The 17,317-nt window shown below is 33.9% G+C and carries 12 protein-coding genes; 6 read left to right on the plus strand and 6 right to left on the minus strand.

The window, feature by feature from the left end:
* Positions 1-17 precede the first annotated feature (17 nt).
* Both Q0X14_RS11860 and Q0X14_RS11865 read left to right on the plus strand, forming a co-directional pair.
* Positions 18-1,496 carry a DUF2779 domain-containing protein gene (locus Q0X14_RS11860; RefSeq protein ID WP_297838789.1) on the plus strand — a complete coding sequence of 493 codons (1,479 nt, stop codon included), beginning with the start codon at positions 18-20 and terminating at the stop codon, positions 1,494-1,496.
* On the plus strand, positions 1,493-2,344 hold the full coding sequence (locus Q0X14_RS11865; RefSeq protein ID WP_297838792.1) for an SDR family oxidoreductase: 852 nt from the start codon (positions 1,493-1,495) through the stop codon (positions 2,342-2,344). Before Q0X14_RS11860 ends, Q0X14_RS11865 begins: the two co-directional genes overlap by 4 nt.
* A 113-nt stretch (positions 2,345-2,457) precedes the next feature.
* Here the strand turns inward: Q0X14_RS11865 and Q0X14_RS11870 are convergent, their stop codons facing one another.
* Positions 2,458-5,715: a glycosyl hydrolase gene (locus tag Q0X14_RS11870; RefSeq protein WP_297838795.1), complete on the minus strand. Its 3,258-nt coding sequence runs from the start codon at positions 5,713-5,715 to the stop codon at positions 2,458-2,460.
* An 85-nt stretch (positions 5,716-5,800) separates the two neighbouring features.
* Entirely contained in the window at positions 5,801-6,025 is a 225-nt protein-coding gene (locus Q0X14_RS11875) for a DUF5522 domain-containing protein (protein ID WP_014559155.1), read from the minus strand.
* Positions 6,026-6,142: 117 nt separating this feature from the next.
* Here Q0X14_RS11875 and Q0X14_RS11880 point away from each other — a divergent pair, with 117 nt between their 5' ends.
* The 3 genes from Q0X14_RS11880 (at position 6,143) to Q0X14_RS11890 (ending at position 11,401) form a co-directional block, all read left to right on the plus strand.
* Entirely contained in the window at positions 6,143-8,566 is a 2,424-nt protein-coding gene (locus Q0X14_RS11880) for a sigma 54-interacting transcriptional regulator (protein ID WP_297838800.1), read from the plus strand.
* Between the two features lie 129 nt (positions 8,567-8,695).
* On the plus strand, positions 8,696-9,625 hold the full coding sequence (locus tag Q0X14_RS11885) for a hypothetical protein (RefSeq protein WP_297838803.1): 930 nt from the start codon (positions 8,696-8,698) through the stop codon (positions 9,623-9,625).
* Between the two features lie 351 nt (positions 9,626-9,976).
* The gene (locus Q0X14_RS11890; protein ID WP_297838806.1) at positions 9,977-11,401 is read left to right on the plus strand and encodes a glucosyl transferase; all 1,425 of its coding nucleotides are present in this window, start codon (positions 9,977-9,979) and stop codon (positions 11,399-11,401) included.
* A gap of 392 nt (positions 11,402-11,793) precedes the next feature.
* Here Q0X14_RS11890 and murI read toward each other — a convergent pair whose 3' ends face one another.
* The 4 genes from murI to queC form a co-directional block, all read right to left on the minus strand.
* On the minus strand, positions 11,794-12,609 hold the full coding sequence (gene murI, locus Q0X14_RS11895; RefSeq protein ID WP_297838809.1) for a glutamate racemase: 816 nt from the start codon (positions 12,607-12,609) through the stop codon (positions 11,794-11,796).
* Between the two features lie 220 nt (positions 12,610-12,829).
* Positions 12,830-15,388 carry an HD domain-containing protein gene (locus tag Q0X14_RS11900; RefSeq protein WP_297838811.1) on the minus strand — a complete coding sequence of 853 codons (2,559 nt, stop codon included), beginning with the start codon at positions 15,386-15,388 and terminating at the stop codon, positions 12,830-12,832.
* Between the two features lie 29 nt (positions 15,389-15,417).
* Positions 15,418-15,801, minus strand: a complete 384-nt coding sequence (queF, locus tag Q0X14_RS11905) for a preQ(1) synthase (RefSeq protein ID WP_297838814.1) — start codon at positions 15,799-15,801, stop codon at positions 15,418-15,420.
* 14 nt (positions 15,802-15,815) lie between these two features.
* Positions 15,816-16,511, minus strand: a complete 696-nt coding sequence (queC, locus tag Q0X14_RS11910) for a 7-cyano-7-deazaguanine synthase QueC (protein WP_297838816.1) — start codon at positions 16,509-16,511, stop codon at positions 15,816-15,818.
* Positions 16,512-16,737: 226 nt separating this feature from the next.
* Between queC and Q0X14_RS11915 the strand changes: the two genes are divergently transcribed.
* Positions 16,738-17,316, plus strand: a complete 579-nt coding sequence (locus Q0X14_RS11915) for an isoprenylcysteine carboxylmethyltransferase family protein (RefSeq protein ID WP_297838818.1) — start codon at positions 16,738-16,740, stop codon at positions 17,314-17,316.
* Position 17,317 lies beyond the last annotated feature (1 nt).

The raw sequence follows: 17,317 nt of genomic DNA on the forward strand, positions 1-17,317 counted from the left end.
CTATTCGGACACATTAAATGGGCTCTCATCTTCTTAGCAAATCATCTTTTATTCGCGGAATTCAATGCGAAAAACATCTCTACCTTTATAAATATCATTATGATGAGATGGATGAACTTTCTGAAATGCAGAAGGCAATTTTTAAAAGAGGTACTGATGTTGGAAAACTTGCGCAACAACTTTTCCCCGGTGGAATTGATTTGTCTCCCGAATCTCATACAGATTATGATGAGGCAATAATTAATACTAAAGAAAGTCTGAAATCAGGTAAGAAAATTATTTACGAAGCAGCTTTTCAATTTGACGAAGTACTTTCAGTTGCAGATATTCTTGTAAATAATAAGTCCGGCTTGAAAGTATTTGAAGTTAAAAGCTCGACTTCTGTAACTGATGTTTATCTGATGGATGCAGCACTTCAATATTGGGTGATATCAAATTCAGGTTATCGTATCAAAGATTTTTCAATTGTATATATAAATAATCAGTATGTAAGAAATGGAGATTTGGATTTAAAGCAATTGTTTATTGTTGAATCAGTACTCGAAGAAATTCTGTCATTACAAAAATGGGTTGAAGAAAATATTGGCAGATTGAAAAAAGTACTATCACAAAGTAAAATTCCGGAAATTGACATTGGCGTACATTGTTATTCGCCTTACTTATGTGGCTTTTATAATTATTGCAGAAAACATATTCCGGAAAATTCTGTTTTCGATTTGAGCGGTGTTCATCTTTCGACTAAATACCAAATGTACAGAAGCGGAATAATTTCGCTCGATGAGATAACTGATGAAATAAATCTTCCGCAAGGGGCAAAGATTCAGGTTGATGTTTTCAGGAATGGAAAAAATCTTATTGATGCGGATGCAATAAAAAGTTTTTTATCTGAGATTAATTATCCCATTTACTTTATGGACTTCGAAACCTTTCAACCGGCAATCCCAATGTTTGATAACTCAAGACCATATATGCAAATACCTTTTCAGTATTCACTACATTATAAAAAAAATAAAAGGAGTGCTTTAGAACATTATGAATTTCTTGCTGAAGCTAAAGATGATCCGAGAATTCCATTTATTGAGAATCTGATAAATGCTATCGATTCCAGGGGCGATATCCTTGTGTATAATAAATCTTTTGAGATAACACGACTTAAAGAAATTGCCGAGGCATTTCCGAAATACAAAAAGCAGATTGAAAATATTATCGGTAGAATAAAAGATTTGATAATTCCTTTCCAGAAAAAATATTACTACACAAATGAAATGAAAGGTTCCTATTCAATTAAATATGTTCTGCCGGCACTTGTACCGGAATTAAATTATGATAATCTGGCTATCAATGAAGGCGGATTAGCTTCACTTACTTTTGAAAGTCTGTTTGGGGAAAGTGATTCTGAAATAATAAAAGAAAAAAGAAATCAACTTCTTGAATATTGCAAGCTTGATACTTTTGCAATGGTAAAAATTTTAGAAAAACTGGAAAGTATAAAATGAATAACAGAATTTGTCTTATAACCGGTGCAACTTCGGGTATTGGTAAAGCTGTAGCATTTGAGCTGTCGAAAAAAAATTATGAATTGATTTTAATCGGAAGAAATGAAAACAAATGTGAAAAAGTCGTTCGGGAAATAAAAAGTAGAAATAATAATACGACAGTTAATTACTATGTGGCTGATATTTCATTAATTAAAGAAGTAAAGATGCTAAGTGAGAGAATAAAAAATGATTATCACAGAATTGATGTGTTGATAAATAATGCCGGTGCAAGATTTCTTCAGCATCAGTTAACCAGTGAGGGAATTGAATTAACTCTTGCTACAAATCATCTCGGACATTTCGTTTTAACAAATGAACTACTTCCTTTATTAAAAAATTCTGACGATGCAAGGATAATTAATATTTCTTCTGCGGCACACGGCGGAGGGAAAGGGCTGATTGAAAATATATCTGATTCATCCACTTATGATGGAAGATTGCAATACTCAAATTCTAAACTGGCTAATGTTCTTTTTACTTATGAGTTGGCTGAAAGATTAAGTAATCATAAGATTGGTGTGTTCGCAGTTGATCCAGGTGGCGTGGCAACAAACTTCGCAAGGAATAACGGATTAAAGTTCTGGATTAAACATCTTGTTTATTACTTATTGAAAAGACAATTGATTACTCCAAAACAAGCTGCGCAAACAATTGTTTATCTGGCTAATTCAGTTGAAGTAAAAGGACAAACAGCAAAATATTTTTTTGATATGAATGAAAAAAAATCTTCACAACTTTCTTATGATAAAGCCTTACAGAAAAATTTGTGGGAGATGAGTGAGGAATTAGTAAAAGGAATAAAGTGATTTCTTTTTGTTGTAAAAATCTTTTTGAGAGAGATTAAAAAGTTCTCAACCTGCAGCTCAATTGCGCCTCTGCACGAAGTATTTCACGCAGAGACGCAAAGCCGCAAAGATTACTAATCTTTCCAGTCAGGAACTCTTCCCGGTGTGTATGGTGCTTTTAATTTTTCTAATTCACTTTCAAGATTTTTCAAATCAACTTCAATAAGCTTTTTCAACGCACTTAACACTGGTTTAAATTCATTCGAAGCAATGCGATAATTGTCACGATAAGTTTGTGTCGGTGCAGATGTTGTTTGCCACATTCCGTAAACTACTTCACCAACTCTATCTGCAATACTTGGATAAACCGGTTCATTTCTTTTAGCAATTACATCATCACCGGCAAGTTTTCTGTAAAGCGATGTGTTTTCAGAAGCAATTCTATCTGTTTCTTCTAATAATTTGTGTGGAGCGTTTTCTGTTCTTAAAAGTGCCGTTTTAATTAAAACAATTTTATTTTTTAATTCATTAGAAGATTCAATCGCTCCCTGAACAGCACGATTAAGTTCTGTTACTTTCTTTTGGAAAGCAACTAATTCAGTTCTGTCTTCAGCAGGTAATGTTACATTGTTCAGTACTTTGGCTTCAAACTCAACAGGACCAGCAACTTGTTTAAATTCTCCTTTATCATAAAGTGTCATTTTGACTTTGTATTTTCCCGGCATTACGGGATAACCACTTTCATCCTGTGAATCTGCCTTTTTAACAGGATTAGCTGAGGGATATTTTAAATCCCAATTAACTCTGTTAATACCTTCTTTTACATCGCTTTTAATTTTCCTGACGATGTTTCCCGCATCATCATAAACAGTAAATAAAAGATAAGGTTTTATTTCGTCATCTTCTTTTCTTAAATCCTCCCAACTTGGATAATAAACAGGCTCACCTTTTTCAATTAATTTTTTCTCTTTTTCTTTTCTTTGTTCTTTCAAAGTCTTTGGAGCTTCCTTAACATAATAAGTAAAGGTTGCTCCGAATGGTGGATTTTCTGCTTTATAAAAAGATGAACCAAGTGAACTGAAAGTAGCATTACGTTTTATAAACATAAGTGCATCTTTAACCGGGAAGATTTTGAAATTCTCTTCCTCAAGATTTTTTTCAGTTATATCTCTTAAAGGCGAATAATTATCAAGTATATAAAAACCTCGTCCGAATGTTGCCAACGCAAGATCATTTTCTCGTCTTTGAATATCAAGATCACGAACAGCAGTTGTTGGAAGATTTCCTTTAAGTTGAATCCAGTTCTTTCCACCATTGATGGTAAAGAAAACTCCGTACTCAGTTCCGATAAATAGTAAATCCGGTTTGATATGATCCTGTATAATTGAATAAACAACGAATGGCTCTTTCAAATCCCCGGTAATTGATTTCCAGCTTTTTCCTCTGTCATTACTTACAAGGATATAAGGTTTGAAGTCAGCTCGCTTGTGATTATCAAAAGTTGCATAAACAGTGTTTGCATCAAATAAAGATGCGTAAATACAACTTACATAAGTTGTCTCCGGAACGTCTGGAAATTTTTCAATTCTTCTCCAATTTTTCCCTCCATCTTCAGTTACCTGAATTAGTCCGTCATCTGTCCCGACATAAATTAAACCTTCTACCAAAGGTGATTCACTTAATGAAACTATATTCCCGTAGAAAGATGTCGAAGCATTTTTTGCAACTGCATCAACACTCCAGACTTTTCCCATAACAGTCAATTTATTTCTGTCAATTCTTCTTGTTAAATCATCGCTTATTGCCTGCCAGCTATTTCCTCTGTCATCACTTCGGAATAATTTATTGGCTGCAACATAAAGTCTTGTATTACTGTGCGGACTTATTATTAGCGGAGTATCCCAATTCCATCTGTAAGGTTCTTCACCTTCTTTTTCCTGAGGTTTAATACTGAATAACTCACCACTTTGCATATCATATCTTGTTAAACCACCATATTGCCATAAACAATAAATTATATTTGGATTAGATGGATCTGCGAGTGCTTCGTATCCATCACCTCCAACAAGTGGAATCCAATCAGCATTAACAATTCCTTCTTCATTAATGGTTTGCGAAGGAACTATCATACTGTTGTTGTCCTGTGTTCCTCCCATTACACGATAGAACGGTTGGAAGTTATCAACACTTACGCGATAAAATTGTGTAATTGGAAGATTGTTTTTAAAATGAAAAGTATTTCCGGCATCGAATGTTTCATAAATACCACCATCACCACCAATTAAATAGTGAGAAGGATTATCTGGATTAATCCAGAAAGCATGATCATCGACATGTCTTCCTTTGGTAGAAATTTGTTTGAAAGTTTTTCCACCATCAGTAGTTATTGATGAGAATGTATCAAGAACATAAACTTTATCAACATCAATTGGGTCACAGAAAATTTCAGAGTAATATTGAGCGCTAACATTTTTGTAGTCGCTCATCTTCTCCCAGCTCGCACCTCGATTTGTTGTTCTGTAAAATCCACTTGCATCATCTGCGGCTTCAATTATTGCATAAACAAAATCGGGATTAACTGGTGAGATTGCTAATCCTATTCTTCCCACATCGCCTGAAGGTAAACCGGATTCAAGTTTCTTCCAGGTTTTTCCCGCATCTGTTGATTTGTAAATTGCACTTTCAGGTCCACCGTTTATCAATGTCCAGACATGTCTTCTTCTCTGATAAGAAGCAGCATAAAGTACATCCGGATTTCTTGGATCCATTACAACATCAGTTACACCAGTTCTTGGACTAATATAAAGAACAGAATCCCAGGTAGCTCCATAATCAGTTGATTTATAAAGTCCACGCTGTCCACCATCTCCCCAAAGAGGACCTTGTGCAGCTACATAAATTACTTTGCTATCGCGGGGATCAATAAGCACTTTTGCAATGTGTTCGGATTTTTCCAATCCGATTTTCTTAAAACTTTTTCCTCCATCTTCACTTCTGTAAAGCCCATCGCCCCAGCTAACACTTCTTTGAGAATTATTTTCTCCTGTTCCAACATAAACAACATGAGGATTATTCGGATCGAGAGTTACACAACCAATTGAATGTGAACCGTATGAATCAAATATTGGCTCCCAGGTTGTTCCGGAGTTAGTAGTTTTCCATACATTGCCACAAGCAACTGCAACATAAAATTCGTGATAGTTGTTTGGATTTACTGCAAAGTCAGTTACTCTGCCGGATGTTACTGCTGGTCCAATCGAACGGAATTTTAATCCGCTGAAAGTTGAAGACTTGTAAGGTGATTTGTCTTCTTTCTTGTCTTCATTTTGTGAAAAGATTGAAGTTGTCGAAACAATTAATAGAATTACGAGAATGAAATTTTTTAATTTCATAACTGCTCCGTTGATATGTATTGAAGTGGATTTTTAATAATTAATGATTGATTTAAAGTTGCCGTATTATTATTGGATTTCATTATCATTTATTTGTTTCATACGGACAATGTCTGCAACCGCTTCCGCAGCAATAACCTCTTTTTAAAAGGAACTCTGCGGTTAATACAGCAAATCCTGTATCAGGATCAAAGTAAATATCCTGACCATTTTCGATTGCTTCTTTGTGGAGTTTTATTATTTGTTGATAATTTGGATAGTTGCTGTTTAATCTTGATATCTTGTAGAGTTGGTTTTTATCTAAATTCATTATGCCACTTGAAAAATTATTAAAAAGCTTATTGACTAAATTCTGTATATTTCGATATAAATTCCTGAAACAAATTTACTAATGCTTAAAAGCTTTTTACAAAAAAATAAGTTCCTTTTGCTCAAAATATTTTTACTTTTTATTGCAATTATTTCTGTTTTATTTATCCCTGCCATAGAGGAATCTATAAATCATTCCTCCGAAAGTCTCATTAAAAATGTTCTGCCTGAAAAGTCACCCGACTCATCAATAATTCTTATCAAAATCACAAGCGAAGATATTGAAAGAATTGGTCCATGGCCTGTGAAAAGAAGTTATTACGCTTTGCTAATCCGTAATCTTAAATCTTTGGGAGTAAAAAAAATCGGTTTGGAAGTTTTTCTTTCTGCAAGAATTACTTCACAAACAGTTTATGATAATCTCCTGGAATCAGAAATTTCAAATGCAGGAAATGTTGTACTTAGCTCCGTTGCAGGAGAAATTTATAAAAGAAACGGTGTTTACTTCACCGACTCATTGAGTTTTCCAACTCCCAAACTTCTTAATGAATCATTTGAAACAGGACATATTAATTTTATTGGTTCGAAAGAAATTATTGTTCCATCTGAACTAATAAGTTTCAATCAGGTTGAAAAAGCTTTTTCAGTTAAATTATCAGATAAAACATCTGCTGATAAAAACATAATAATAAATTTTGTTTCATCATGGAGTAAGTTCAAAAGTTATTCACTGCTTGAGTTTTTTGATTTAGTAAATCGGGAAGAGGAAGCTGAAAAAATTTTCAGAAATAAAATTGTACTGATTGGAGTAACTGATAGTCAAATTGCGCCTCAGTTTACTTCACCATTTGATAATGAATTACCGGGACTAGCACTTCACGCTTTTGCAACAGATAATATTCTTAATGAAAGATATTTCCGTGATGATTTAAATATCATTTCTTCTTTTGCATTTGTGCTATTGATTTTGCTGATGATATATCTTACTGAAAAGTTTAAAGATAAGTCAGCAATAATTTATCTGTTATTCTTTATTGGCTTCATCATAATAGTATTTGTGGTCCAGGAAATTCTTTATCAGAAATTAAATGCTTCATATTTTCTGCTCGGCTTTGCATTTACCGGAATTGCACAGTTAATTCAATTGTATTTTGAAAGTAAAGAAGAACTGAATATTTCAGAGAAGGAAAAAGAATTATTAAAATCATTATTGCAAAAAAAGGAAGAAGAACTCACATCACTTAAAAAGCAATCGGAAGGCGTAAGCAGAGATAAATCTGATATCCTGAAATCCGAAATAGAAAAACTTCAGGAAGAAATAAACCGGCTTAAAGAAAACAAAGAGGATTTAGCCGAAGCTGATGAATTAAAGGAAAGTGAAGCAAAAATATTTTTTGGAATGGCATATAGGTCAAGGCAAATGAATGAAGTAGTTGAGTTGATAAAAAAGGCTGCACCGACCGATTCAACAATTTTAATTACTGGTGAAAGCGGCACGGGTAAAGAGCTTGTTGCAAATGCAATTCATAAGCTTAGCAAGCGAGCGGAAGAAAATTTTGTTGTTGTTAACTGCGCAGCTTTAACAGAAACTTTGTTAGAAAGTGAATTATTCGGTCATGTTAAAGGAGCTTTCACAGGTGCTGTTTCAGACAAACAGGGTAAGTTTGAAGTAGCTGACAACGGTACAATTTTTCTGGATGAGATTGGTGAAACATCAGAAAATTTTCAGGTGAAACTGTTGAGAGTTCTTCAATCAGGTGATATTGAAAAGGTTGGCGCTACTACATCGAAAAAAGTTAATGTAAGAGTAATTGCAGCAACAAATAAAAATCTTGAGAAGCTTGTAAGTGAGAAAAAATTTCGTGAGGATTTGTTCTACAGAATTAATGTTATAAATATTAACCTTCCACCGCTTCGTGAGCGCAAAGAAGACATTGATATAATAGTTGATTATTTGTTAAAGCAGTCTGAACAGAAGATTAATATTTCAGTTGCGGCACTAAAAGCTCTTAATGAATATGACTGGAAAGGAAATGTTAGAGAACTTGAATCAGTCATTAAACGTGCAGTCATCTTTGCTTCGTCGGAAGGAAGGAATATTATTCAACTCAGAGATTTGCCTGATAACATAACCAGTGCAGTAAAAACGAATATTGAAGATTTGGTAATTCAGAGTCTGAGACAAAAGAAATTTTCTCACTCAGCCATAACTGAAACAGCAAAGGAATTGGGAAACATTAATCGAACAATTGTTGCAGAAAATTTTCGTGGTTATTCTTTTAAACTTTTTGTAGAAAATAGTTTCGATAAGAATGTTACAATAAGGCAAATTGCAAATAGTGATGAAGCTGATGTAGTAAAAAGAGTTGAACAGAAGTTTAACCTGTGGATTGAAAATCTGGAAGAAGATATCAATTCGTTTGAATCAAAAGACTTTGAAATGCTCAAATCTAAATTTGCATCAAAGTATAAAAACCTTCCACAAAGGTTTCATCTTTATCTTGATGAAGTGATTAAGTATTTGCTAAATGCAAAATCCTGATATCAAATTATATCACCACTTATCATTATTAAAGTTCTGTTGTTATAAATAAATACACTCCCGAATAATTCCTGAATATTTTTGAGTTGAAGAAATATTTCTAATTTTGATTTGAAAAAGGAGTTAAAAATGAAATCCATATACCCTTTAATTGTAATGAGTTTTATCAGTTTATCATCACTTGTCTTCGCTCAGGAAGATTCCACAAAAACAAATGAAGAATGGAAGTGGCATTGGGACGAAAGTGAAAACTGGGATTGGAAATGGAGTTGGGATGATGATTTCGATTTCGGTTTTTCAAAATCCCGTCCTGCTATTTCTCTTAATTATGGCTTTGGTCAAATCAACAGAAATGGTATGAACAAAGGTTTCGTTAAACCAAACTTAGTTGAACTGAAATTAGGATATATTAAAGACAAATCTGCGTGGGGAAAAGATGATTTGATAAATCACAGTTACAGAAATTTATATATATCAAATGAATCAAATAAACTTTCCGGTAAAGATCCTGTTGGATTAGAGATTGAATCAGATATGTGGCGTTTGGGATTTGAAAGAACAAAAGGTTTTGGTTATAAACTTGGCGAAAGTTCAGCACTTATTTTATACAATGGATATACATTAAACTGGTCCAGAATTGATTTCAAATATCCGAATATTCTCACTTTACTCCCTGATTCAGAAATTGAAACTCTGAATTTATACGATGAGTCATTCAGATTTGGAACAGGCGGAGTTGGTGGAATAAGAATAAAAATGATTGATAATCTTATGCTGGATGCTTCTTATGAAAGATCAATAGTTTTTCAGAGACATCTTTTCTGGAAATGGGCGGGAAGTGCAATCATTGAATCTGCTGCACAGGGATTACTTGATAAATTTATAGATGAAATTTTTGAGTCTTCACCTTATGCTGGTCCTGTTGTTAGTTTCGTACTAAAGAATGCTCTGAGTTATGGTATTTATGAATTAAGACAGGAAAAAATGAACTGGCCATTTAAAAGCGAAGCTCCATTATCATTTGATCAATTCAAGTTAGGATTAACATTTGTCTTTTAGTTTTCAACTAATTTAGGGAACGAACTCCTGTTCGTTCCTGATGTGTTGATTTGCGGTTCGGACTGAGTCCGAACCCTACAATGAAGATTCTAAAATGTTCGTAGAATATAGATTCTTCGTTGCTTCGCTGCTCAAAATGACAATTTTGTTTTCCTTTTAATCAGCTTGTCAACAAATCTATCGTCAAACTTTTTTACAACATTCTGAGTTCACAAACCTCTGAAAAAATTTATTAAGTTATTCCGAACGAAGTGAGGAATCTTTAAATTTATCTGGTTTTTGAAGCAACGATAAACTAATTTTCTTTTGCACAGTGTTTGTATTATTGATAACAGCAACGGAGAAATCCTAATGCTAATATTATCCTTTTATAAGTCAATCAATCAATTTAATAATCATTCAGTCATTCAACCATTCATTCAGCCATTCATTCATTCAATCACTCAACCATTTCTACGCTCTGTTGAGTTATTCCTTTTTTTAAGTATGACTATACTGCTATTTGGTTGCAAGCAAACCACAGAGCCAAAGCTTGAGGCAGAGCTTAAACTTGAACTTGAAGATGTAAGTTGCACAGAAGCTTGGATAAAACTGACAACCACAAATCTCCAATTGCCAGCAACAGTAAATCTGCTGCAAGACGGTAATCTTTCTGAAACAATCAAACTGTTGGGTGCAGACACATTACTCTATGTTGATTCCCTGCTGCCAAATCAGAGTTACAGATTCAGAACAATCATACAGTTACCAAATCAATCAATAACAAATTCAAGCAATGAGCTTACGGTAACTACGATGGACACCACAAGCCACGACTTTAGCTGGCAGAGCTGGGAGTTTGGGCAGCACAGCAGCAGTGCATTGTATGTTGTAGCGATAATAGATGAAAACAACATCTGGGCAGTGGGAGAGATATATATGCTTGACTCACTTGGCAGACCTGACCCGAACGCATACAACGCAGTCCACTGGGATGGAACTAAGTGGGAGTTGAAGAGGATATATTTTTATACTTTTTGTGGTCAACAAAGTATGGGTTCTTATCCCACAAAATCAATTTTTGCTTTCGGACCGAATGATATTTGGATTGGAATGGATGGTTCTCAAGTGGTAAGATGGAATGGGCAAAGCCAATCAGAGCCAATTTGTACACCAGTATCAATCAACAAACTCTGGGGCAGCAGTAGTGAGGATTTATATGCGGTAGGCAACAATGGCAACATAGCGCACTGGGATGGGCGTAAATGGACGAAGATAGAGAGCGGGACAACTGTGAACTTAAAGTCTGTATCCGGAAATGATAATGATTTGTTTATTACTGGCTACTCTTTAGATCAGAGTGAGAGTGTGCTGTTGAGACTAACAAATTATCAAACAAGAACAGTTTGGTATAATAATAATATAAATGGCATCGATCCATACGGAAACATAATATACAGTTCAAAAGTAATAGACAATAATTTATTTCTTTCAAGTAACAGAGGCATATATAGAGAAACCATAGGAATAAATAATCAGACAAAATATTTATTTCCAATACCTCGACGAGTATATCGGATAACGGGAGAAAAGTCAAATGATGTTTATACGGTTGGTACAAGCTCAAGCATTAATCATTACAATGGAATAAATAAAAGAGAAGTATATATAGACTTCACATCAACATCAGCATTGTATGGTGCTGATTCAAAACTGAATACTATAGTAGGAGTCGGAACAAAGGTGGAGAATGCAATATATCATAAAGCAATTATAATAGTTGGAAAAAGAAATTGAAAAAAAGGAGATTAAAAATGAAATTAATTTAACAGTCCAGGAATTATTTGTCACTCTTTGTTCTGATTTGTTGGAAGGAAGATTCTTCGTCGCTTCGCTCCCCAGAATGACAATTATGTTTTTTAGAACTTAATCAGAAAAGATTCTAAACTCTTTGTGAAAAATTATAAAGAGCGGGTAAGTTGTCCGCTCTTTCTTTTATTTAACATTTTTTTGTAGGGAACGAACCCCTGTTCGTTCCTGATTTATTTTCATACATCGGTTCAATCAGAGACCGAGTCCTGCTCAAAATTACTCCTTATACCTTATTCCCTTACACCTTATTTCCTTATATCTTATTCCTCTCTACCTTCTTTCCTTCACCAATTTTCCGGATTTAACAAGTAGCACCATCACTTTCCAAGTTCTGATACATCAACTTTTACAACTTCCTTTATTTCCTTTCCAAGAAATAATTCCGCTACCTGCTTAAAGGTTGTTGGAATATCACTTACATAAAAGAATGCATTCCCAGGAACAGCAGAATTCGTTTCCAATCCGATTCTTCTGAGTTCCTCTCTCACAACTTCTGATGATGCAACTCCTGAATCAATAAGCTTAACATTTTTTCCAATTACATCCTGAATTACATCAGCGAGAATAGGATAGTGTGTGCAACCAAGCACAAGTGTATCAATCTCTTTATCTCTTAGTTCTTTTAAATATTCCTCTGCAATTTCATAAGTAGCTTTGTGATTTATCCAACCTTCTTCAGCAAGTGGAACAAATAAAGGACAAGCTTTTTCAAAAACTTCTATATCAGGATTAATTTCTGTAATAGCTTTTGAATAAGCTTTATTTGTGATTGTTGCTCTTGTTCCGATAACACCAATCTTTTTATTCTTTGTCTGATTAACAGCCATTTCAGCGCCCGGCTCAATCATGCCAATTACAGGAACATCAAATTGTTTTCTTAATTCGTTCAGTGCAATTGATGATGCTGTGTTGCAGGCAACTACAACTGCTTTTACATTTTTCTTAAGTAAAAACTTTGTATTCTGAACTGAATATTCAATGACCGTTTCATTCGATTTTGAACCATAAGGCACTCTTGCAGTATCGCCAAAATAAACTATACTTTCTTTCGGCAAAACCGACATAAGTCTTTTAACAACAGTTAATCCGCCGATGCCCGAATCAAAAACTCCAATCGGCTTTTCTTTTTCCATAAAGTTCAATGTAATTCCTCAATTATTTTTTTAATAAGTGAGGTAAAATTAGCAAATAAAATTTTCTTATGAATAAAACAAATGAATAAAAAAATAATGTTGAGTGGCTCTTAAAGATATTTTTAAGTTCATTATTCCAAATGAAGGAATGTTCCTACTGGAAATAAGTAATAAGTAAATCGGAGAAATGAAAAACAGATTAAGAAAAAATCATTATTGATTATAAAATCTGTTCGATTGTATTGATAAGTTCTTCTTTAATAAATGCCAGATCGGAAGGAGAAATTTTCTTGCCGCTTTGATTCAGAACATAAAATGAGTCAACAATATCATCACCCTTCGTAGAAATTTTTGCAAAGTGAATGACCAGACCAAGCTCACTCATCTTTCGAGTGATATGATAAAGAAAGCCAAGTCGGTCAGGAGAAAAAACATCTATTATTGTATAACGCTCGTGATTATCGAAGCTTACTTTAACCTGTCCGCTTCTTTTAAATAACTTTTGCTCAAGTCTTTTCCATCTTGATTTTAACATTGAAACTTCTTTATTAACTTCAAGATAACCTGTGAGAGCTTTAGTTAAATCGTTTTCAATTTTTTGATATTTGGAAGGATCAATTTTTTTATGTGTTCGAAAGTCAGTTACATTAAAAGTGTCTATAACAATTCCGTCCTTTCGGGTGAAAATTTTTGCGTCGTGAATATTCGCATCATTTATTGCGAGCACTCCACAAAGCTTTGAAAGCAGCGCCGGAAAATCTTTTGTAATGATTGTTATGTTTGTATAATCACCAAACTCTTTAAACATTACGGCAATTTCTTTCTCTGCTCCAATCTCTTCAATATGTCTGGCAATTTCTTCTTCAGAAAAATGACTTTTGTATCCGATATCATCGTGCATTGATTCAAGATGTTCTTTTACATCCGATTCAGAAATTAAGTCGGAGTGTTTAGAAATTTCTTTAGGAACTATGTAAGTATTTGAGTAAAGAAGTTCTTCGCCCGAAATTTTATCCTCAATCATTGCACGGGATTTTCTGTAAAGTTCATATAACAATTCTGCTTTCCAGGTTGTCCACACAGCGGGATTTACAGCAGATAAATCAGCATAAGTAACAAGGTAAAGCAAATCAAGTTCTTCGGTAGTATTGAAGTTTGAAACAAATGAATTAAGAGTTTCGGGATCGTTAAGATTTCTGCGGAAGGCGACTTGTTCCATTAAAAGATGATTACGAACGAGAAATGCTACTTTATCCACTTCACTTTCATCATAACCGAGACGAAACATAACCGATGATGCAATTTCAGCACCAAAAAGTTCGTGCCCTGCAATGTTGATTGGTTTGGCAATGTCATGGAAAATCATTGCAAGAAAAAGAATTTCCTTTTCGGAAATGCTTCTGTAAATTTTCCCAAGATGTGAATCGTCGTTTGCAAGCTTTTCTAAATTTCTGATTGTAACGAGTGTGTGTTCATCTGCAGTATAACAATGATAAACTCCCGGTTGCATAAAACCATTTAACTCTCTGAACTCCGGAAGAAAAGCGCCAAGCACACCAAGTTCATTCATTGCATAAAGAGTATCGCCAACATTTCTTGGCAGTCGAAGTATTTCTCTGAAAAATACTGATGATTCACTTTCAATTAAATCAAATTTCTGATTTGAGACTTTCTCGATAATTGCTCTTCTGAGATTATCATCAAAGTAGAGATTATGAAGTCCGCGATAGTAATATGCACGAAGTATATCTGAGAAAGACAGCTCATCAGGTTTGGTTGCAGAAAGAACTTTACCTTTAATTATGAAATCCTCATCTAATTCAAATGCTAGTGAATCAGGCACGGGTTCAAGAACCTCGAGCAGATATTTTTTTAACACCGATTTGGAAAAACGATAAATGGTATTTGCTGCTTCAAAATATTCTTTCATAAAATTCCGAAGTTCACTTTGCGGTAAACCAAATACTTCAAGCAGCTTTTGCTGATGCATAAATTCAAATCGGTCTGTTTTGCTTTTTGTAATAAGGTGAAGAAAATGTCTGATTCTCAATATGTGCTTGTAAGCAGATAAAATCTTTGCCGATTCCTGTTCGGTTGTAAATTTATTTTCTGTTAATACAGTTAATAGTGCTTCGGTTTGTGTTTGCTCAAACTGCCAGTTAATTAAATCTTTATGATCAAGTATAAACATCCACTCAATTGATTGTAAATCTCTCAATCCACCAGCAGACATTTTAATATTTGGTTCAAGCATCTTCGGAGAGTCACCGAATTTTGAATATCGCAGTTTCTGATCATTTATAAATTCCCTGAGCAAATTCATTACGGTATTCTGATCAATTGAATTAATTAATGTACTAATCCAATTATTGTAGATTCCGAAATCTCCAAGTATAAATCTCGTTTCAAAGAATTGTGTGAATGCGTGAAGATCAGAATCGCGGAACTTTGGTATGTCAGAAAATTCTCTTACAGTGTGAGAAACTTCAAAACCTGCATCGTAGAGTTTTGTTATCAGTGATACGATTTCAGTTCTGTGTTTTTCAACATTATCGGTTATTATCATCAAGTCAATATCAGAATAAGGAGAGAGTTCTCTTCTGCTGAAACTTCCTGCTGCCGCAATTGAAAAAGAGAATTTCTCTTCAGAAAAGATTTGTCTGATTGTATTTTCAACAAGAATGCTGTACTTCTTGCTGAACTCAAGTGCATCAGAATCTTTGTGAAGCTCTGAAAAAATTTTATGTCTTTCAGAATGAAAAGTTTTTTTTATTTGCAACAGCTCAGTCATTTATTCAAATTACATTTTTAAGAAAAGTTTATGTCTTCATCATAATAATCATCGCTGTAATATTCTGCTTCAACAACTGAAGAAATTCCACCACGAACATTAAACTCAGCTGTAATTCGCATATATCTTGGCTTTACAACAGCAACAAGGTCGTCAAGAATTTGATTTGTCAGACTTTCATAGAAAATTCCATCATTACGATATGAATGGAAATAAAGTTTAAGTGATTTTAATTCAACACAAAGTAAATCAGGAATATATTCAACAGTAATTGTAGCAAAATCCGGTTGCCCTGTTTTAGGACAAAGTGAAGTAAACTCAGGTGCAACATGAGTAATTGTATAATCTCTGTCCGGATATTTGTTTTCAAATACTTCAAGAATTTTTCTCTTATCGTTCATATTTGTTCCTTTTGTTAGATATAAATTGGTTTAGTTTTATATGGAATTGGATCATCAATTCCTGCTTTTTGAAATCCTCTTAAGCGAAGAGCGCAGCTATCACAGATGCCGCAGGCTTCGTCTTCATTTTGATAACAACTCCAGGTTAATTGCAATGGAGCGTTAAGCTCTATGCCTTTTTTAACAATTTGTTCTTTTGAAAAGTTTATGATTGGAGTTTTTATTTTGATATGTGTCTCAGGTTTTGTCCCAAGCTCAACCATTTTTTCAAATGCTTCAAAAAATTCAGGGCGGCAATCAGGATAACCGGATGAATCTTCATACACAGCGCCGATAAAAACTGCTTCTGCTCCGATTACTTCTGCCCAGCTAACACAAGCGGCAAGTATATTCGCATTTCTGAATGGAACATAAGAAGAGGGAATTTCTTTATTGTTGAGATTAGCTTTACTGACTTTAATATTAAAATCAGTTAGTGATGAACCACCTATTTTTGAAAGGTGAGTGTAGTCTATAATCAAGCGATATTTTACATTGAAATAATCTGCAATATCGTTGAAAGCTTTCAACTCTCGTTTTTCAGTTCTTTGTCCATAATTAATATGAGCTAATGCAAGTTCATATTCCTGATTGGCGATTGCAGCGGTTACACAGCTATCCATTCCGCCACTTACAGCAACAACAGCTATTTTTCGTTTATCTGTTTCCATAGATTAAAAAATTTCTGATAAAAATAATGAAAATAGATTAGATAATGTAATATGTTCAGTGCTGTGCGAGGATTTATTAAATCTACCTTTGAACAAAATGAATTAATTGGTGTGTGTTGATATAAATATTTGAATGATGCTTTTGGATAAAAGCAAATACCTAAATTTTTTTCTTCCTCTTACTGCAATAATCATTAAATTTGTGCGAAAAAAAATAAGAAGTACGATGGACCCAATAAACATTCTGATTGCAATTAACATAATTGCTACTTTTGCAGCAAACATTGGTGCAGCAAAAAAAGGTGTTAAAGACAAACTTGCTGTTTTTCGTGATAAGCCAAAAACCTATTTACAGACTCTTCCTCTGGCAATATCAACAGTTAATCTGTTAGTATTGATTCTTGCAGTTTTTCAGATTGGTACTTTAGTGTATGAAGAGAAATACTTTTCGCTCAGAGTTGTTGCTTTGGTTGTTTATCTGATTTTCTCCTGGATACAAATTTGGTCTTTCAGAACTTTGGGAGAATATTATTCACAGGAGATTGCAATCAGAAAAGAGCATAAGATTATTAAAGTCGGTCCTTACAAAATAATTCGTCATCCACAGTATCTCTCACAAATTTTTGTAGATTTAGCCGGAGCGCTTGCAACTCTTAGTTACATCTTATTACCATTGACTTTAATTCAAATACCATTTCTTATACTTCGTGCAAAGGAAGAAGAGAAACTTTTTCAAAAATATTTACCGGAAGAATTCAAATCGTATAAAGAAAAATCCGGTTTTTTGTTTCCATTTATCGGATAGA

Source organism: Ignavibacterium sp., from assembly GCF_025998815.1.
Classification (GTDB): Bacteria; Bacteroidota; Ignavibacteria; order Ignavibacteriales; family Ignavibacteriaceae; genus Ignavibacterium.